An 18,921-nucleotide genomic window follows, 5' to 3' on the forward strand; every position below is an offset into this window, starting at 1 on the left:
CTGGTCATATAAATGGGAAAGCCTTTTTATCCTCCGCTTCGATTTCCGTCTGCTGGTTTAGGCTCACGGAGGGTTTGAAGATGGGAGTTGAGAAGGTTCCGAAGTACGACATCCCGACCGTTAAGGTTGATTACGTTTTTATCGAGCTCGACAAGATGAAGCCCCACGAGCAGCTCGTTCAGAAGGAGCTCGAGGCCTTCATCGAGAGCGTCACAGGCTCCGGCCTCTTTTGGAAGCCCATGCTCCTCGCCAAGGTCCCCGGTGAGGACATGTACCTCATCGTCGATGGCCACCACCGCTGGGCCGGCCTTCAAAAGCTCGGCGCCAAGAAGGCTCCCTCCGTCATACTCGACTACTTCAGCGACGACGTCAAGGTCTACACCTGGTACCCGGCCTTCAAGGGAAGCCTTGAGGAGGTTCTTGAGAGGCTTAAGAAGGAAGGCCTCGAAGTCATCGAGGATCCTGAGGCTGAGGAGAAGGCTGAGAGGGGCGAGATAGCCTTTGCCCTTGTCGGCGAGAAGAGCTTTGCCATACCCGGCGACCTTGAGGAGCAGAAGAAGGTCAGCAAGGTCCTCGACGAGATGAGCGTTGAGGGTAAAATCGAGCTCATCTACTACGGCCTCAAGGAGGACGCCAGGGAGGACATGAGCAAGGGCGAGATCGACTACGTCTTCATCAGGAAGGCCCCGAGCAAGGAAGAGGTTATGGAGCTCGTCAAGCGCGGCGAGGTCTACTCCCCGAAGACCACCAGGCACGTCCTGCCCTTCAACCCGGACAAGATTGACGTCAAGCTCGAGGAGCTGTTCTGAAACCTTTTAACCTCTTTTCCCTACTTTCTACGCCGATGACGAGGGATCAACCGGCTGATGGGTGATGACCAGTCCAGGAGGCCGAGGCATGCTCAAAGGATTGATATTCGACGTTGATGAGACCCTGGTTTACTACGAGGGTTACGACCACAGGGAATGGTACGAGAAGTGGGTTATGCCCGCCCTTCAAGAGCGGGGCATCGAGCTGGACTACGAGACATACAGAAAGACGGTAACCGGCGAACTGCCAAGGAGCTACGTGGAGCGGTTCGGGATAGACCACGTGGAGTTCTGGAAGATCATTGACGGTGTGAACCTCCGCTACCGGAGGGAAATGGCCAGACTCGGCAGGATAAAGCCGTTCCCCGATGTTGGTGCGGTGGGAGAACTGAAAAAGATGGGCCTGAAGGTCGCCGCGGTGAGCAACGCTTCTCAGGAGTGCACGGAGTTCGTTCTGAGCCTCTTTGGCCTGGGGAAGTATTTCGACGTTGTGTACGGCAAGGACTACTCCAACCTCGACGGCGTCAAGCCAAGCCCCTACCTCGTCGAAAAGGCCCTGAAGACGCTCGGTCTGAAACCCAGAGAGACTATGATGGTCGGTGACAGCCGTCATGACGTTCTGGCGGGAAAGCGCGCCGGCATGAAGGTGGTTAACGTAACGCGCTTTGGTGAAATTGAGGGTGCCGACTACTACGTGAACGACCTGTGGGAGCTTGTGGGGCTGGTAAGAAAAATGCTGTAAGCCCTCCAATATTACCACGATTCATAAAAATCTCCGGCACTCTTAAATACTCCAAGGTAGTTATGTGCACTGTGGTGATTCATGGAAGCCATTGAATTTAAATGTGAGAGGTGCGGTGCGCCCCTCGAGGTTTCGCCCGAAACGATAGTCGCGATCTGTCCCTACTGCGGCTTTCCCAACCACCTGAGCGGCAACCTGAAGACGGATAACATCTTCATAGTCCCGACACTCGACAAGAACGCCATTGCCAAGGCCTTCTGGGATAGGGTTGAGAGGGACTTCGACCTCAAGAGAATGAAGGAGAAACTGGAGATAGTTGAGGTGGAGGGGCACTACGCCCCCTACTGGGTCGGGACGGTTCACGTCGAGGGCATCGTGGAGTACACCGTCCGCGAAGAGGAGTGCCACACGGACTCAAAGGGCAACACCCACTGCCACACCGTTGAGAGGCACTACAGGGACAGGATAAACGAGAACCTTCCGCTCATAGGCTCTGCACGGAGGCAGGTGAAGAGCCTCGGCGTTGATGATATGATAAACCACTACTCCCGTTCCAGACCTGAGGGAAAGAAGCTCCTTGAGCTGGAGGAAGAAGAGTGGGGAAAAGTGAAGCTTGAGATACTCAATACGGAGATGGACGAGACCCAGGCAAAGACGATAATGCGGGAGGACGCTATAGATGTGATAAGGGACCACTACTCGGCCAAAGCCGACAGGATAGACCGCTTTGACATCACCGCGGACGAGCCCGAAAACGTTCACCTCGTTCTCCTTCCGATGTGGACCGTCTATTACCGCTTCGAGAACTCCATATTCTACACGGTCTTCGCGGGCTGGGACGGGAAGGACGTCATGTCCACCGAGCCGATGCCCGTCTGGAGGCGCGCCCAGTATCTCGCTGGAACGGTCTTCGGCATTTTGATAGGGGCAGCTGGAGCAGCTTATGGGGGAATCAACGGGGCACCGGTGGTGTCAATCCTGGCGATCCTCCTCGGCGCCGGGGCGAGCGGCTACTTCGGAAGGCTCGTTCTGGAGGGACAGAGAATAGAACGCTCCGGCGGAATCCTTGGAAACTTCGCCGGGGCCTTTAAGAGGTGATCACGATGGAGGTTCAGTGTCCCACCTGCTCGGCCAGGTTCAAGGTCCCCGATACGGTTAGCGTGGCCACGTGCCCCTACTGCGGTACCACTTTTCACGTCCACACCGGAGAGAAAAGCGAGGAGGAGCACTTCTTCTTCCCACCGATGAGGAAAGATGCCGGGGGAGTTCTCCTTAAGTTCCTTTCAAGGCAGTACGGGGCTCCAGCCGATATAACCGGCGCGAGAATAACGAAAAAGGAACTCCACTGGGTTCCGGTTTACTTCTTCTACCTCCACGGAAGGAGCACCCGTTGGTCCACCATAGAGGAGGTGAGGTTCCTCGGCCTTCCGGCCGCTTCAAGGTTTATGGACCTACTTGACCACTACCCATTTCCGATAAGGGGAAAGCGCTTCTTCGATGAAAGCATAGTCAAAAAGGGCAGGTATTACGAACCGGAACTTGACCGGGAGAAGGCTGAGTCAATGGCAAGGAAGGAGATGGAGAGCGCACTCAGGAGCGAGGCAATGGAGGAGGATAAGTCCGTCGGAGGGATGGAAATCGACGTTCGCTTCCTCGGGCTGGTACACTACCCGATCTGGGAGGTTCACTATGAGTACGGTGGAGATAGCTTTGCCGGCTACGTCGATGGCACCGACGGGCGGGTTATCCTCGGTGAGTATCCGCTCATGAGCAGTGCCAGGAAAAAGGCGACGGTTTTGGGGGCCGGGGTTCTGGCAACCGGCCTGGTCTTCGGTGTTGCCGCCGCCGGTGCCTACGGAAGTGCTTGGGGTCTCATCGGGGGACTTATCCCGGCCGGCGTCGGGGCATTTGGGATATTCTCCAAGGGCTCCGTCAAGAGGAGGAAGGTGAGCGAGGTCATGAGGACCGGTGGAGGGAACCTGTATTTCAAGCCTATGAGGTGATAACATGGGGAAGGAGACCAAACTTTTGGAGAAGATAGAACTGATCGTTCCCGGCTACCACGGCTACAAGAAGAAGGAACTTCTCAGGGAAGACGACAGGATAGTCAGGGGCAAGGTGGCGGACACGCTTGCCCTCGCACGGAAGGACATTGAGAGGGCCATGCAGAGGTGTGCCATGCTTAACTGTGCCCAGCTGGTTGCGATAGACACCCTGAGGAAGAAGCTCATGGCCCTTGAGAGCAGGGTCAGGCATGCCGAGGCGGGCTACTCCGGGTACTTCGACAGGATATCGGTCAGGGAGAAGGAGATAGAGAAGCTCATAGAGTACGACGCAAAGCTGATAGAGACAGCCCAGGCGATAGAAGAGGCCGTGAAGAGGCTCAACGGCTCCATGGCAGACCCGAATTCCCTCGGAATGGCGGTGTTTGAGCTCGATGATAAGGTGCGAGAACTTGAGGAGCTCCTGGACAGGCGGAACCACGTTATAATGGGTGATTGATATGGTGCAGGTGATAGAGTGGGTGAATCCCGGAGAAGATGAGATAATCTGGAGGTACCCCAACGAGGTCATAAAGTGGGGGGCCCAGCTGATAGTCCACGAGTACGAAGTGGCAATATTCATGCGCGACGGCAAGGTTTACGACGTCTTCGGGCCGGGCAGACATACCCTAACGACACAGAACCTGCCGCTCCTCTACAAGCTCGTTGGAGGTTCAAACAGTCCCTTCAAGGCAACGGTGATATTCGTCAGTATGAAGCAGTTCCAGGGACGCTATGGAGGAGAAACGCAGACGAGGGAGCTCGCTCCCGTCAAGTACTACGGCGTTTACTGGTTCAAGGTTTCTGATCCCGTTCTCTTCCTGACGGAAGTTGTCGGCGGCCAGAGCCTCTACGACACCCAGGACGTTACGAAGTTCATCAGGGCGTACTTCAACGAGGGTATGATGAAGCATCTCTCGGCCTATTCAATAGTCGACCTCTTCCAGAACCTTGAGGTGGTGAGCACGCAGGTAAAGGTCAAGCTCATGGAGGACTTCCGCAGGTTGGGCCTTGAGCTGGTCGATGTGAAGATTGAAGGCGTAAACACCACCGACGAGTGGCGCCAGAGGCTCTTCTGGATAATGCAGACCGGCAACGCTCAAGCTGTTATGCAGATGGACACGGCGAAACAGGTGGCAGCAGAACTCGGAAAGAGTGAAGGAGCTGCTATAGGGGCTGGTATGATGATAATGCCCCAGCTCCTCCAGCAACCGGCTCAACCTGCTCAACCGGCCCAGCCCTACGCCGGTGGAGGTGCTCCGCCGGCTGGATATCAGGGAGCCCAGCCTGCCGGAGCGGCTCAACCTAACCAGGAAATCTGCCCCTACTGCGGCAAGCCAATCCCGCCCGGAGCGCGCTTCTGCCCCTACTGCGGGCACGAAATTAAGCGCTGTCCCAACGGTCACATAGTTCCAGAGGGGGCGAAGTTCTGCCCGGTCTGCGGGGCAAAGATTGAGTGAGTTCCTTTTCTTTTTCCTCGAATGTGGTAAGATTTATATGGCTTCAGAGGGTATATTATTCTGTCGGCTTTATCTCACAGGGTAACATCGCGGTGATGGATTATGAGGTCGGCAATCGTCCTTTCCCTGCTCGTCCTCGTTCTTCTGGCACCTTTAGCGGAGGCCGGGGAGTGGATCCCCGTGGAGGTAATCAAGTTCCAGGGGATTCAGACCCGCGGGCAGGTTATACCCCAGATAGCCAGCGGTGAATACGACGTCGGACTCTTCTCCCTCCCTGCAGAGAACTACCGCGGCCTGGAAAACCTCGAACTTTACAAGACCGTCGTCTCGTACGTGGACCTGACCTTCAACACCTACCATGACCCGGACAAGAAAGCCCCAATCGTCACCCGGGGAGACGAGACATACTTCAATCCCTTCGCCATCAGAAAGGTCAGGTTCGCGATGAACTATCTCGTAAACAGAGAGCACATAGTCGGGGAGATTTACAACGGAGTTGCCGCACCGATGTTAAGCTGTGTGAGGCCCAGCCACCCGGCCAGCGGGTACATCGAGCCTGTCTATGCCGCCCTGAACCTCACGGCCGGGGGAAACGAAGAACTCGCCCTCCAGATGATTGAGACGGCGATGGAGGATGCCGCGGATGAGGTCGCCAAGTACAGCCACAGGCTGGAAAAGATAAACGAAACCTGGCACTTCGATGGCCGGCCGGTAACCGTCAAGCTCGCCGTCCGCACCGAGGACGAGAGGGTAAAACTGGGTTTATACATCGCCGAGCAGCTCAGAAAAGCCGGCTTCGCCGTGGAGATGATTTACTTCGACAGGCAAAAGGCCAGCAAGGTCATATTCAACGAGCCTCCGAGCGACTACGAATGGAACGTCTACACCGGCGGCTGGTTCGCCGATAAAAGCTCCGGCCTCTGGATAGACGACTACGCCGCCTGGTTCTACTCGGCATGGTACGGTTACCTTCCGGGAAGGGTTGGGCCGGAGCACAGGAACACAGTCACGGTCCTGGACTTTCTGAGGGAAGTCGGCAACGGCAATCCGGATAACGGCCTGAGGGCAATCGGTGCGGAGTACTACGGCAGAGCCTCGGAGCTGGGGGAGATGCTCAACTGGACTGAGGAGGAGCTGACGAGGCTTCTCTTTAATCTTAGCGCCGAGGTGAACGGCGAGAGCTACGCGATAACCAGCGCCAACCAGTACTGGGACATGCAGAAGATGGCAGTTGGCATCGGAATACTGGAGAGCGCCGGGATTTTCCTCGTCGAGGAGTGGGAGCTCTCGCCGGTGAACAGGGAGAGGGTTACGGGCGTAACCCCCGATTCGACCACCGGAATCCTCAACCGGTGGAGCCTGCTGGGGACGAGTACCCCCGACGGGATGCTCAGGGTGGCGTACTTCGTCCCCACCTGCGGACTCTGCGGTGCCTTCAATCCCGTTGATGGTTTTGACAGCCCCACCGTTCCGATCAGCCTATGGGGATTCGTCCACGTTCCCGGTGGCCGCGTTGGAAGTGGCGGGCTCTATGAACCCTACGGGTGCAACTGGACGGTCGAGAGGGGCAACTTCACGATCCCTGGAGATGCCGTCGTCTACAACCAGAGCCTGGGCTGGGTGAGTCCCCACGCCGGAGAGACCGCCAGCGTCAGGGTAACCTTTACCTGCCGCCCGGCAACGTGGCACGACGGTGTGGAGCTTAGGGGGGCGGATTTCAAGTACTACCTGGCGTTCCTCTACACCTGGGCCTACAGAGACGGTCCGGACGACCCCTACTACGACGAGAACCTGGACGACATGGCCAAATCACTCTCAGATGTCCTGGGCTTCGAGTTCACCGGCAACGGTTACGTGGTCTACGGTAACTACGCCCACCCCTTTGCCGATGACGTAACGGCCCGGCACTACCTTCACTACCCAACGTTTCCCTGGGAACTGTACCACGCCATGAGCGAGCTTGTTGCCAGGCCGGGCGAGTACGGGATAGCCAGAGATTACTCGTTCAGCAGAGGCCCCCTGTGCCTCAACCTTCTGGAGAGGGAGCACGCGATGGACCTGAAGAGGGTACTTGATCTTCTGAAGGAGGGGAAGGAAGTCCCCGGTGCGATAGCGGGGGACGTGGACGACCCGACGAGGGGCTATAAGCGGGCGGTGGAGTGGATTGAGGAAAGAGGCCACGCCTTCATAAGCAATGGGCCGTTTTACATCGAGAGGTCCGAGCCAAGGAGCCTGTACCTGGAGCTGAGGGCATTTGGGGGAGCATCTCCAGTTCCCTCCCCGTCAACTACCCCCACGACGTCCCAGGTTTCGACTCCATATCCTCAGGAACCAGCCAACGGACCAGACGGCCATCAAACGGCCACCAACATCTCGCCCGTGTATGCAATCGGCCTGGCAGGCCTTTTGATACTTGCACTGGTGGTCCTGATGGGACGGAAAAGATGAGGCCGCTGACTTTCCCATTTTTTCAGGTTCAAAAATATGGAGAAAGTATTAGACCCGGAACTTCTCCCCAATATAGGCCCTTATCAGCTCCTTCGTTGCAAGCAGGCCCTTAATGTGCGTCCTCTCCATGCCGTGGCTTGCGTGCACTCCCTGGCCGATGAGGGCGACCTTAACGTCCCAGCCTGCCCTTAAAGCAGCGGAGCCGTCGGAGCCGTAGTAGGGGAACACATCAACGACGTGAGGGATATCGTGCTTCTCAGCCAGTTCGATGAGTTTCGTCGTCATCTCGTAGTCGTACGGCCCGCTTGAATCCTTGGCCGCTATTGACACTGCCGTTTCCTTGCCCGCGACGCCCTCTCCAACAACGCCCATGTCGACGACGAGGAGCTCCTTCATGCTCCTCGGATAGCCCGCCGAACCGCCGTGGCCGACCTCCTCATAGGGCGAGAAGAAGAACGCCACCGGGAGCTTTTCGAGTTCGCCTGCCAAATCGAGGAGCAGGTCAATCATAACCGCAACGCTCGCCTTATCGTCGAGGAAGTGGGCCTTAACGAATCCGTTGACGTATTCAAACTTCGGGTCGAAGGCTATGAAGTCCCCCGGCCTTATGCCGAGCTTCTCCGTGTCCTCCTTCTTCTCAACGAGCTCGTCGAGGCGGATGTACATGTTCTCCTCCTTGCGCTCCTTCTTGCTGGCGTCTTTGTTCACGTGGACGCTGGGGTTCTTGAGGAGGAGCGTGCCCCTAAACCTCTTCCCGGAGCGGGTTATTATCGTGCAGTACTCGCCCTCAAAGGCCGGAAGGTGAAGGCCGCCTATCCTGGTAAAGCTCAGATGCCCGTTCGGCAGAATTCCAGTAACCATCGCGCCGAGCGTATCTACATGACCTGCTATGACGAGTTCTGGCTCCGGATGGTTGCCCGCTATCAGGGCACCCTTGTTGGTGAAGTAGGTTTTCACGCCGTTTTCGTTGAGAAGTCCCGCTATGTAGGCCATAATCTCCTTCGTATAGCCCGTCGGGGAGGGTATCTCAAGGATTTCCCTGAGAATCTGGACGACCCTTTCCATCGTGACCACCGTTAAAAGAAAGGTCGAAGGGTTAAAAAGGGCATCGGTCTCAGCCGGTCAGCGCGCTGAGAACCATGAAGAGCCCTATGACGAGCAGGGTCAGCACGAAGGTAACGCTTATCGCCTCCTCGGCCTTCAGGCGGTACTGGGCCAGAATCGCGTTGGCCGCTATAGCTGGGGGCATCGAGGCCTCAACCAAGACTGAGTAGAAAACCTCAGGGGCCGCCCAGCGGAGGGTGAGGAAGACAAAGGTGAATGGAATCGCTATCCTGAAGGCCCCGACCTCCGCGAGCTTGCGCCAGTCGAAGCTCCTCAGCGTTATCCGCGAGCCGAAGTAGATGATAAGTAGGGGTATGCTGAGCCAGCCGACGCTTCGTATGGGCTCAAGGATTTGGGTAGGGATATGAACGCCGCCTATGACGAGTGCAAGGGCGACGAGGTTCGCCACCGTCGGCGGAAACTTGAGGGCCTTGATGAAGCTGTCCTTAACGCTCGCGCCGCCGCTGGAGTAGTGGGCCGCTATGAAGGTGACGATTGGAATAACTATCATCGAGTTGGTCGTGGAGTAGAGTATCGCGGGCGTTATGTCGTCGAGGAAGAGGCTCGCTATCGGAAAGCCAAGGGCGGCGGTATTGGGATAGACCGAGAGAACCATCAGCGCACCGGCCCAGGGGTCGTTTTTGAGCTTAAACCTGCCATAGATGTACGAAAACCCGAGGCTTATTGCGATTATCAAAAAGACGTAGAGGAAGACGGTCTTTATGCTCAGGAGGTAGTTCAGGTCCTTGCTCGCGACGTTTCCAAAGATGAACAGGGCGAGGAGAAAGTCGTTCACCAGGATTCGGAGGTAGTCAAATGGCTTCTCCGATTTGACCAGCTTCTTGAGGACGTAACCAAGAGCTATGAGGGCGAGCATCTCGGCGATGTTCATGCTTAAACATTGAGTTCAGCGTTTAAAAGTCTGTCGAGTGTGGAAAAATAAAAGGGGTTGGGGCAGAACTTGAAAAAATAAAAGCAGGGGTTGGGGCTCATTCCTTCTTCGTCCTGTGCAGAGGCCACCAGGCCTTTTCTCCAAAGAGTGCCATCGTGGCCGGACCAATGAAGTAAACCGCCGCCGTGGCAGTCAAGAGCACTCCGATGGCCAGTGCGAAGCCTATCTCCCTTATTCCCCAAGTCGCTCCCGTCATCAGCGAGCCGTAGGTTACCGCCAGCACGGCGGCGAGGCCGACGACGAGGGTGTCCATCGTTCCGGCAGCGACCACCAGGGCGTCCCTCGCGCTCCTGCGCTCGAACTCGTCCCTGGCTTTGACCAGGTAGAAGCTGTTGTAGTCTATGCCGACTCCCATGAGCACTATGAAGACCATCATGGGCAGGAACCACATAACCTGCTGGCCGAAGACCCTCTCGAAGAGCCAGCTGGAGACGGTTATGCTGAGGAGCACGCCGACCGCTATGGTGCCTATGGTGGTTATAACCGCCGGCAGTCCCTTGAGGGTCGGTATCAGCGAGAGGAACATCAGCAGGAGCGCCACCGGGAAGATTCTGTGCCAGAAGACGTCGTTGATGAGGTCGCTGAGGTCAAGGGCCAAAGCTGTGTTCCCTCCGACCATTCCTGACTTTATTGCTCCCGATTTCTCCTCGTCTTTCACTATCGCCCTTATCTCCCTCACCATGTCCTTGGAGCGGTCGTCGGTTGCTTCGTACTTCCCGGTAACCTGAATCAGCACCTTGGTGCCGTCTTCCGAGATGTAGCGGTCACCGCCGATGCTCTTCAGCTCCTCCACGCTGACGTTTATGGGCCTCCCGTAGGGCCGGGTCACGGTGTAGACGTACTCGACGCCCTCCACCTTTGAAATCCTTCCCGCGAGCGCCTCGATGGCCTTGAGGTCGTCATCGCTCAGCGGGTGGCCCAGGTCTATGACCACGTAGGTCGGGGAGGTAACGCCCGCACCAACCGTGCTCTCGCTGAGCCGGAGGAAGTTGTAGGTCTCGCTGTCCTTGGGGATGAACAGCTTTATGTCGTGGGTACCGTTGAAGTTGACGAAGTTATACGCGGCTGGAACCGCCACTAGGAGCGCTATGAGGACAACCACTTTAGCGTGCTTGACGGCCCACTCCGCGATTCTGCTCCTCTCGTGGATGTCCACACTCTCGATGTGGTGCTCGATGTGCCTCGGCCACCAGAAGGCCGGTTTTTCGCCTATGAGAACGGTTATCGCAGGGATGAACGTCAGGCTGGCAAGGAGGACTACGATGACTGCCAGGGGTGCTATCATGCCGATGGTCTTGAATATCGGGAACTCCCAGGCAAGGATAAAGCTCGCGAAGGCTATGATGTCGGTCGATGCACTCGCTAAGACCGCGTCCTTTGCCCTCTTCAGCGCCTCGCTTGCAGCTTTGTCGTGGTCGTAGCCTTCCGCCAGGTACTCCTTAAAGCGGTGGAGGTAGTAGGTGGAGTAGTCTATCCCCAGCCCGAGAGCCGTCGTGACGGTGAGCATCTGGGCCCAGCTCCCGACGTCCAGGTAGTCACCCTTCGCGAGCAGGTAGAGTATTCCCAGCGCGGTGAGCGTTGCAGTCGCGACGCCAGTGAAAGGCAGGAGCGTTGCAAGTAACGCCACGCCCATGAGGACGAGGAGAACCAGGAGCGCCCCAGCTATGCTGAACTTCGTAGTCTTGTCGTTGTCCTCCTTGCCGTATTTAATGGCCTCGTAGGTCTGAATAGGCGTTCCGGTTACGTATACCTCGACTTTCGGCGAGACCGCTCTGAACTCTTTCAGAGCGACCTCCTTGACCTTCAACGAGCTCTCGTACTGTGCTTTGCTCTGCTTCTCCAGGTCACTTACACCCTTGAGGCCCTTTGGAACAAATAGAATCAGCATCGTCCTGTTGTCCGGGCTCTTGAGCATCCCGATGTAGCTCTTTGCGAGGCTGTAAATGGACGGGTAGACCTGCTCCTCTATTGGTTTGACCCCTTCCTTCGTTATCCTATCCGGGTCGTCCCTGAATTCGAAGGCGATGTTCACAAGCTCGATGGCGTTTATGTGGAGCGGAACTCCGAGGTTAATCTCCCCTACGAACTTCTCGACAAGCTTCACCGTTTTCTCCTTGACGAGGGTCCCAATTTGGGACTTGCTCATCGGGTAGTTCTTGGCAACGGTGAGCATTATCTCCTTCAGCGTCTCCTTGACGTCCTCCGGGGCGGTAACGTTGGCGAGTTTTTCGTTAACCCCTTCCTCGAAGAGTTCGTAGGCTATCTCCTCAGGACTCTTGCCGGCGTAAACATCGTCCACAGCTTTGCCGAGGTCTATCGGGACGTCTCCAGCCAGGCTCGTGATTATCTCCTTGACGGTCTCTTTAACGCCAACTCCCCTGGCAAGCTCCTCCGGGTTCTTGAGGACGGTATCGACGATGGTTTCGGCAACCTTCTCGCTCCCAACCTTCTCGGCGGTCTTCTGAATTAGTATCTCCCTCGCTATCGGCGTGACGTTCCCGTTGGAGTCGTAGACTCCGCCAATAACGCTCTCCGGGAGCTCAACGCCTTTTTCCTTAACCAGCTGGGCGAGCAGTGAGACGGTGGCCTTCTTCAGCACCTCAGGGTTCTTCGCCAGAACGCCGGTGGCGTTCGAGTCAAAGTTTACAACGGTCTTGACTATTGGCTCTGCTAAATCCTTCTGCTCCTCTGGAAGCTTCTCTTTGAGCACTCCGGTGAGCAGGCTCTCCTCAAGTCCCCTCGTCGGGCCGTAAACGAGGAGCGTCCTCAGTACCCCATCCGCGTTCGGCATCTCGAGGAGCGGGCTTCCTGCCATGAGTGCCTTTGCGACCTCAACGGTCGCGTTCTCGACGGCCAAAGCGTTGGGATTCCTTCCAAGGCTTATCGAGGCGTTGAGGATGTAAGCTAAAGTCTCCGCCGGAACCTCACCGAAACCCGGAACCTCGTAGCTTCCCCCAGTCCCTTCGACGACGAGCGGGAGGTTTTTGAGGGCGTTGCTTGCTATCCCATCAACGGGCCTAACCGCATTCTCGCCGAGCTGGATTAGGGCGTAGTTGCTTCCCTCTTTCTGGTCGAACACAATGACGCCCTGGTAGAATGCAACGGAATATGCCTCGGCGAGGTTCCTCTGCATCGGGTCGCTGATCTGACCGAGAACCATCACCCTGGTGACGTTGGCCAGGAAGCCGTCGGTTATTGCCCCTGAACCATATGCGGAGTAGGCCGGGTAGGTGGAGTTGTAAACCGCGTAAACGAACTCGACGGGAACGCCGAGCTTTTCAGCTATCGCCTGCGCCGTTCTCTCGTCAAGGCTCCTCTCGTAGGCTCCAGCCTGAACGAGGGCATCGTAGGCTCCTATCGTTCCGAGGTAAGTTCTCGCGTAGCTATCGCTCAGGTTGTAGAGGCCCACGTTAAGGCCTGCTATCGTGGAGTTCAGCGTTTTCAACTGTTCGCTGGCCTGGGTGAGGTTTTCGTGAAGCTCAACGTAGGCCAAATCCGTCTGGTTGAGCGCTTGCCGGAGGGTGAGACTCTGGTTGTAGAGAACGCTCAGGTTGGCCTCGAGCGCGAAGTAGGCCCCGGCAAGCTCGGGGACGGTCTCGTTGAGTGTCTTGACCTGCTCGCTGAGGTTCTCAATCTGAGAAAGAAGGGTTCCATAAGTGCTGCTGGCGTTGATTGCCGAGTCGTAGAAGATTCCGGTTAGGTTAGCTGTAGTTCTGGTGAGGTTGAGCGCTATCTCATAGGACTTGTTGTGGAGCATGTCAACGGCATCGTAGTAGGAGGTGAAATTCGAACCGTAGGGCCTTGCCTCGGCCTTGAAGCGTTTATAGGCTTCTTTCGTTGCCGGGTCGTTGATATCAACGCCGCTCACTATCATGTAAGTCTGGTTGGTGCTCGTTGAGAACTCCTGGAACTCCTTTGCCAGGGTATCCTGCACCTTAACCGATTCCACGTCCTTGGGCAGGAACTGGTCCATGCTGTAGTTGGTAACGCTGTTGAGCTTCATCGCCAGGGGCATCGCGGCTATGACGGCTATTATCCACAGGGCCACGATGGCCTTTGCGTGCTTCACTATCCACTCGTTCCAGGCCATACCCACCACCATTGTCGCTCATCAACATGATGTGTTTTAACATGTCAAAGTTCGACATGTCGTTGAGAGAAGCATTTATAAGGATTGTGGTTCAAACTTTGAACATAGGTGGTCACCATGGAGAACGCCGAGCGAAGAATAATCAAGGGACTTTTTACGGTGCCCCTGAAGAACCTCATACTCGTCATAGTGGGCTTGAAGGGAGAAGCTCATGGCTATGAGATACTGAAGGAGCTTGAAAAGCTCGCTATCGGCCTCTGGAAGCCCAGCCACAGCAACCTCTACACCATCCTGAGCAAGATGGTTGAGGAGGGACTTTTGGAGCCGAGGGAGGAGTATCGTGGAAAAGTCAGACGGGTTAAGTACAGCCTCACCGAGAAGGGATGGGATTACCTCAGAACCTCGAACGATCTCGCCCTCAGGGTGCTGTATACCTCAATCAACTACCACGAGGCCCTGAAGAGAAAGCTTGAGGAGATGGAACTTAAGAGGCCGATGGACAGGGAGACCGTCAAGACATACCTGGAGCTCCTTAAGAGGATACGCGACATACTGGACGAGGAAATAAAAACTATAGAGGCCGAACTTTCCGCGGAGAATTGATTTTCCCTGCTTTTCTCTTCTCTCCCCTTCCGGATATTTAGGGCGGCATTTATCTCGTGCGACCATCAACCGATAAACTTTTATATACCCACCGCACTAGTTAAGTACAGAAGATTGTACTACAAAAATCTGTACCCGGTGGTACCATGGAGGATCTCAGAGTTCAGCTCGAGGAGCTGAAGAAGAGGCTGGAGGTGCTGGAGGAGAGCATTGACCCCGTTGATGAGGTCATGCTCTCGATAAAGGCCCGCCTGAGGAGAAAGCTCGAAGGTGGAAGTTTGCCAGAGATAGACGAGGAGAGAGCTGCGAGAACCCTCAAGGCCCTCGCCAACCCGGACAGGATAAGGATCCTGAAGATGCTTTCCGAGGGACCGATGGGCTTCAAGGAAATAAAGGATGCCCTTGGGGTGGAAAGCCCCACGGTTTCCCACCACCTGAAGCTCCTGGTGAAAACCCGGATGGTGAGAAAGGGGGAAAGATACGAAATATCGCCCGATGGACGTCTCTTTTTGCGCTTGCTTGAGATAATAACTGCCCTCGAGGAGGTGGAAGAATGAGTTTTAGCTGGAAGTACCATGCCCATCGCGAAGGCCCAAGGTTTAAGCTGGCGGAGTACCTCAAAGCCCTCACGGCGATACTGCTCATTGCATGGCTGTTCAAGGGGCCGCTGAGGCTTGAGGCATACAACGATCAGCTGGTGTACGCGATAGTGGCGCTCCTGTTCGCCTTCGAGCTGCTGAGCGTCGGCAAATGGTTCGGAGTAACGATAAGCGGAATAGTCTTTGCTTTGGCTAAAGGCTTCTTCTGGACGAGCGTTTTCCTGTTCTTCGGGGGGTGGCTGGGAATGTCCGAAACACTCCACAATTACGCGGGAACGGCCTTCGCTTATTCAGTCGTCCTCGTCATAGCGGGAATTCTGCTGGCTAAGTTCGATGAGAGAAAATTTGACATCAAAGTTGAAGGTAAGGCCTACGAGTTCAGCGGGGCAGACTTCGGCGAGGTGAAGCTCAGGGGGACTGGCAAGGCCTATCCCGTGAAGTTTGGAAGGAAGAACGTTGCCTGGGTGATAGATGGAAGCGTTGAAGTCGAGGCGGAGACACCGCTCGGGAGGATAACGAAAAGGCTCCTCAGCCCGGTCATCGTGTGGACTGAGGAGAGGATAGCCGGGCGGAAAACTTCCGCGGATCCCGGCTTTGTCTCAAGGGTGAACGACCTCGTGAACCCTGAGGGGCTTTACAAGAAGGGCAAGAGGGAGGGCGTGGTTGACCTCGGCTTCATCAAGGTCTACGAGGGCGAAGGCTTTGAGTACGTGAAACTGCCCTTCATCGAGGTCATAGAGACGCCGGGCGGTGAGGAGGTCAAGATAGGTCCAATGAGGTTCCGCGAGGGCAACCCTGAGATGCCCCCGGCTGAGATGCTGACCATCCGAGAACTCCATAACGGCTTCCAGCTGACCAGGGTCGGCGAGAGGCTGAAGGTCCAGACCGACGAGTACTCCATCGAGGTCGACGGTGAGAGGGTAACCTACAGGAGCGGAAACGAGAGCCTCAGCCTTGGTGAGACTGTCTCGCTCCGTTCTGGAGATATCTCGGTCAGCGTTGGCAGGGGAAGGGCCAAGATACGCATAGAGGACGTCGTCATTTCCGCCAGAGAGGGCAAAGTCAGGATAAGGGCCGGAGGAAGGACTTACACGGTGGAAGACCCCGAGGCATACAGGCTCGTCATGGAGAAGGCGAAGGAGATAGTGGAGGAGCAGAGCGCCGAGCTGATAGAGGGCCTTGGCATAGACAGAACCCTGCTCAACAGGCGCGTGAAGGAGCTTCTCGACGAGCTGATGGGCTATATCGGGTGAGGAGGATGGAAACCGCGGCAATTTCCAGAGCACTGGGAACCATCACAGTCCCAGGTGAAGTGAAAGAAGGCTGTGAAAAGAAGACGGGGCACGAGAGGCCCCTTTTTGATTTTGAATTTCATCCGCTGGGGGGTTTGATGTGATATTTGAAAACGTCGAGGAAGTTGAGATAAATGCCACCAACGGCCGGATCGAGATAGAGGGCTGGGAAAACGACTACGCCGAGGTGAACTACACCCTCCACGGCGAGGTAAACGTTGAAGTCGAGCAGAAGGGAAGCAGGCTCATCATCCGGGAGGAACCGAAGAAGAGGTTCCTAAACCTGCTCAAGGGGAACGGCTGGGCCGAGATAGTTGTGAAGGTTCCACGGAGCGTCCCGGTGAAGGCCAGAAACGTGAACGGTGAGCTTAAGGCCAGGGGCGTGCGCTTTGAGGACGTCACGACTGTAAACGGCGAAATAAGCATGGAAGACTGCGAGGCCGAAAAGCTCAACACCGTGAACGGTGAGGTACGGGCCCATCTAACGGTCGCCGGACCGCTCCAAGTTAAAACCGTGAACGGGGAAATCGAGCTTACCATCGAGGAGCTTGAGGGAGACGTCGAGGTAAGCTGCGTTAACGGAGACATCGTGCTTCGCCTGACCGAGTTCTGCGATGCTAGGATTGTCAGCAAAAGGGTCAACGGAGACGTCAAGCTGGTCGGGGTAGACCCTGACGAACCAATTATAGGGACGGGTGAGTTCGAAGTTAAGGTCAGCACCGTGAACGGCGACATTAGGGTCGAGCTGATTTAGTTCTTTAATTCTTCAATTACTTAATTAGGTAATTGGGCTAGTGGGGGTTAGATGAGATGTTCGAGGCTAAGCTCGGTAGGAACTTCTGGCTCTACACCATAGGCAGGTGGATATCCCAGGCCGGCTGGGTTATCCAGGATGTCGCCGTTCCGCTTTATATACTCGACCAGGCCGGTAGCGGGGCGATGATGAGCCTCTTCATAATGGTCGAGCTGATTCCGAGGCTGCTCGTAAACCCGATAGCTGGAGTAATCGGCGACCGTTACGACAGGAAGAAGCTCATGTACGGCCTCGATATAGCGAGAGGAGTTCTCCTCTTCGCGGTCATAGGGTTCAACCTGCTGGGGATATACCAGCTCCTTGTGGTTCAGATGGCGATGAGCGTTATGGGGGCTTTCTTCTCGGCCGGCATAGTCGGGATGTTCCCAGACCTGGTGGAGAGGGAGCAGTTAGCTAGGGCGAACTCGATACTGCAGAGCGGCGGCCAAATACTCAGGATACTCGGCCCGATCCTCGGCGGGTTAATCTACGCCATCGGGGGCATTAAGCTGGCTATCCTCATCAATGCGGTTAGTTTCTTCGGCTCGGGACTGTTTGAGGTTCTAATTGAATATCCATGGAAAACACGGAAGCTCTCAAGCCTTCGTGAGGTCTGGGACGACATGGTCGGAGGATTCCGCTTCATGAGGAGTTCGAGAAACCTCATGGTGCTCGTGAGTTTTGGAGTCATCCTCAACACCCTCCTCAATCCGGTGTTCGCGGTGGTCCTTCCCTACCTCGCCAGGATTGAGCTGGGTCTCTCCTCCGTCAAGTTCGGCAGCGTCGAGACGGCGGCGACTCTAGGAACACTGGCTGGAAACATGCTCATCGCATTGAAGCTCGGCGAGAAATCTGAGGATTTTCTCTTCGGGGCACTGTTTGCCCAGCTTCTCTGCCTGACGGGCCTCGCCTTCGTGACGCGCTCCATCCTCGGCGAACTGGCTTATCCATCACTGCTTGGGATAATCGGCCTGATTGGGTTCTTCAACACCCTGGTCAACATACCGCTCTTCACGAAGCTCCAGAAGGCGGTTCCCGATGAAGTCCGCTCCAGATTTTTCACGGCAATGGAAACCATAATGATGGCCACCACACCCCTCGGCATGGCCCTCGTTGGACCCCTCATCGACGTCGCTGGAACAACGGTGATAATCCTCGCCCTCACCGTCCCGAGCGTAATGGTAACCCTGTACTATTATCTTCGCTTTAGGGAAACCGTCGTGAACATCGGCTCAGAAAATGCGGAGGTGGTGCCGTGAGCCTCAAGGGGAACTTTTGGCTCTTTGCTATAGGAAGGTTCATCTCCCAGCTCGGCTGGGCGGTGAAGGAAGTGGCTTTGCCACTCTACGTTCTGGACAAAGCACAGAACGGCTCTTCTGCAGCAACCGGAACCGGAAAAAGCGGGAAAACGGAAAGTGAAGCCTTCACCTGACCCCCCTCAGCTTCCCCTCCCTCTTCTCTATCGCCCTTGCCATTATGAAAAGCAGGTCACTGAGCCTGTTGAGGTAGACGAGAGCGTTTTGGCCAAACCCATAGTCAAGGACGAGCTTGGCAACTCTCCTCTCGGCCCTCCTCGCTATCGCCCTGCATACATCGAGCTTGGCGCTCGCTATTGTTGAGCCCGGGAGGACGAAGGCCCGGAGCTGGACTTCCTCTTCGTATTTATGGATGAGTCCCTCAAGCCACTCGACCTCCTCCTCACCGACCTTTTGGTACTTCCCCTTGCTGGCCAGCTCCGCCATCAGGTCGTAGAGCTGAACCTGGATTTTTTCGAGAGTCCCGACCATCTCCTCGGGAACGTAGTGCTTTGCCTCTCCCAGAAAGCTGTCGAGCTCGTCTATAGCCCCGTTGGCTTCCATAATAGGCGAGTACTTCGCCACGCGGTCGCCGGTGAAGAGGCCGGTCAAACCTTTATCTCCCGTCTTCGTGGTGATGGACATTTTGACCACCTCTTTAATTGGCAGCCTTTCAGTTTTTAGCCTTTATG

18 protein-coding genes are annotated in these 18,921 nt (G+C 56.0%); 14 read left to right on the forward strand and 4 right to left on the reverse strand.

The window, feature by feature from the left end; translation table 11 throughout:
• Positions 1–80 precede the first annotated feature (80 nt).
• The 7 genes from serK to TIRI35C_RS05100 all read left to right on the forward strand — a co-directional run bounded on the left by serK (position 81) and on the right by TIRI35C_RS05100 (position 7,501).
• Complete coding sequence (serK, locus tag TIRI35C_RS05070; protein WP_188201990.1) at positions 81–809, forward strand: L-serine kinase SerK; 729 nt, start codon at positions 81–83, stop codon at positions 807–809.
• An 88-nt stretch (positions 810–897) separates the two neighbouring features.
• The gene (locus TIRI35C_RS05075; protein WP_188203044.1) at positions 898–1,551 is read left to right on the forward strand and encodes an HAD family hydrolase; all 654 of its coding nucleotides are present in this window, start codon (positions 898–900) and stop codon (positions 1,549–1,551) included.
• Between the two features lie 81 nt (positions 1,552–1,632).
• A complete protein-coding gene (locus TIRI35C_RS05080; RefSeq protein ID WP_188201991.1) occupies positions 1,633–2,649 on the forward strand; it encodes a hypothetical protein in 1,017 nt (338 codons plus the stop codon).
• Positions 2,650–2,654: 5 nt separating this feature from the next.
• On the forward strand, positions 2,655–3,554 hold the full coding sequence (locus tag TIRI35C_RS05085; protein WP_188201992.1) for a zinc ribbon domain-containing protein: 900 nt from the start codon (positions 2,655–2,657) through the stop codon (positions 3,552–3,554).
• Between the two features lie 4 nt (positions 3,555–3,558).
• Positions 3,559–4,053: a hypothetical protein gene (locus TIRI35C_RS05090; protein WP_188201993.1), complete on the forward strand. Its 495-nt coding sequence runs from the start codon at positions 3,559–3,561 to the stop codon at positions 4,051–4,053.
• Position 4,054: 1 nt separating this feature from the next.
• A complete protein-coding gene (locus tag TIRI35C_RS05095; RefSeq protein WP_188201994.1) occupies positions 4,055–5,053 on the forward strand; it encodes an SPFH domain-containing protein in 999 nt (332 codons plus the stop codon).
• Between the two features lie 102 nt (positions 5,054–5,155).
• The gene (locus tag TIRI35C_RS05100) at positions 5,156–7,501 is read left to right on the forward strand and encodes an ABC transporter substrate-binding protein (RefSeq protein ID WP_188201995.1); all 2,346 of its coding nucleotides are present in this window, start codon (positions 5,156–5,158) and stop codon (positions 7,499–7,501) included.
• Positions 7,502–7,549: 48 nt separating this feature from the next.
• Here the strand turns inward: TIRI35C_RS05100 and TIRI35C_RS05105 are convergent, their stop codons facing one another.
• The 3 genes from TIRI35C_RS05105 to TIRI35C_RS05115 form a co-directional block, all read right to left on the reverse strand.
• Entirely contained in the window at positions 7,550–8,566 is a 1,017-nt protein-coding gene (locus tag TIRI35C_RS05105; RefSeq protein WP_188203045.1) for a M42 family metallopeptidase, read from the reverse strand.
• A 49-nt stretch (positions 8,567–8,615) separates the two neighbouring features.
• Positions 8,616–9,497: an AEC family transporter gene (locus tag TIRI35C_RS05110; RefSeq protein ID WP_188201996.1), complete on the reverse strand. Its 882-nt coding sequence runs from the start codon at positions 9,495–9,497 to the stop codon at positions 8,616–8,618.
• 97 nt (positions 9,498–9,594) lie between these two features.
• Positions 9,595–13,647 (reverse strand): MMPL family transporter, encoded by a 4,053-nt coding sequence (locus tag TIRI35C_RS05115; protein WP_188201997.1) that lies wholly within the window; start codon positions 13,645–13,647, stop codon positions 9,595–9,597.
• Positions 13,648–13,764: 117 nt separating this feature from the next.
• On the opposite strand from TIRI35C_RS05115, the gene TIRI35C_RS05120 reads away from it, so the two are divergent.
• From TIRI35C_RS05120 to TIRI35C_RS05150, 7 genes are all read left to right on the forward strand, one after another.
• Entirely contained in the window at positions 13,765–14,250 is a 486-nt protein-coding gene (locus TIRI35C_RS05120; RefSeq protein ID WP_188203046.1) for a PadR family transcriptional regulator, read from the forward strand.
• Positions 14,251–14,396: 146 nt separating this feature from the next.
• Positions 14,397–14,807 (forward strand): ArsR/SmtB family transcription factor, encoded by a 411-nt coding sequence (locus TIRI35C_RS05125; protein WP_167892049.1) that lies wholly within the window; start codon positions 14,397–14,399, stop codon positions 14,805–14,807.
• Positions 14,804–16,102 carry a hypothetical protein gene (locus TIRI35C_RS05130; protein ID WP_188201998.1) on the forward strand — a complete coding sequence of 433 codons (1,299 nt, stop codon included), beginning with the start codon at positions 14,804–14,806 and terminating at the stop codon, positions 16,100–16,102. Before TIRI35C_RS05125 ends, TIRI35C_RS05130 begins: the two co-directional genes overlap by 4 nt.
• Positions 16,103–16,107: 5 nt before the next feature.
• On the forward strand, positions 16,108–16,245 hold the full coding sequence (locus tag TIRI35C_RS05135; RefSeq protein WP_188201999.1) for a hypothetical protein: 138 nt from the start codon (positions 16,108–16,110) through the stop codon (positions 16,243–16,245).
• Complete coding sequence (locus TIRI35C_RS05140) at positions 16,242–16,895, forward strand: DUF4097 family beta strand repeat-containing protein (protein WP_188202000.1); 654 nt, start codon at positions 16,242–16,244, stop codon at positions 16,893–16,895. Before TIRI35C_RS05135 ends, TIRI35C_RS05140 begins: the two co-directional genes overlap by 4 nt.
• A 56-nt stretch (positions 16,896–16,951) precedes the next feature.
• Entirely contained in the window at positions 16,952–18,193 is a 1,242-nt protein-coding gene (locus TIRI35C_RS05145) for an MFS transporter (protein WP_188202001.1), read from the forward strand.
• Positions 18,190–18,366 carry a hypothetical protein gene (locus TIRI35C_RS05150; RefSeq protein ID WP_188203265.1) on the forward strand — a complete coding sequence of 59 codons (177 nt, stop codon included), beginning with the start codon at positions 18,190–18,192 and terminating at the stop codon, positions 18,364–18,366. The genes TIRI35C_RS05145 and TIRI35C_RS05150 overlap by 4 nt, the downstream gene beginning before the upstream one ends.
• Here the strand turns inward: TIRI35C_RS05150 and TIRI35C_RS05155 are convergent.
• Positions 18,359–18,874 (reverse strand): cob(I)yrinic acid a,c-diamide adenosyltransferase, encoded by a 516-nt coding sequence (locus TIRI35C_RS05155; RefSeq protein ID WP_188202002.1) that lies wholly within the window; start codon positions 18,872–18,874, stop codon positions 18,359–18,361. The two genes, TIRI35C_RS05150 and TIRI35C_RS05155, sit on opposite strands and share 8 nt — an antisense overlap.
• Positions 18,875–18,921 lie beyond the last annotated feature (47 nt).

Source organism: Thermococcus camini, assembly GCF_904067545.1.
GTDB classification, from domain to species: Archaea; Methanobacteriota_B; Thermococci; order Thermococcales; family Thermococcaceae; genus Thermococcus; species Thermococcus camini.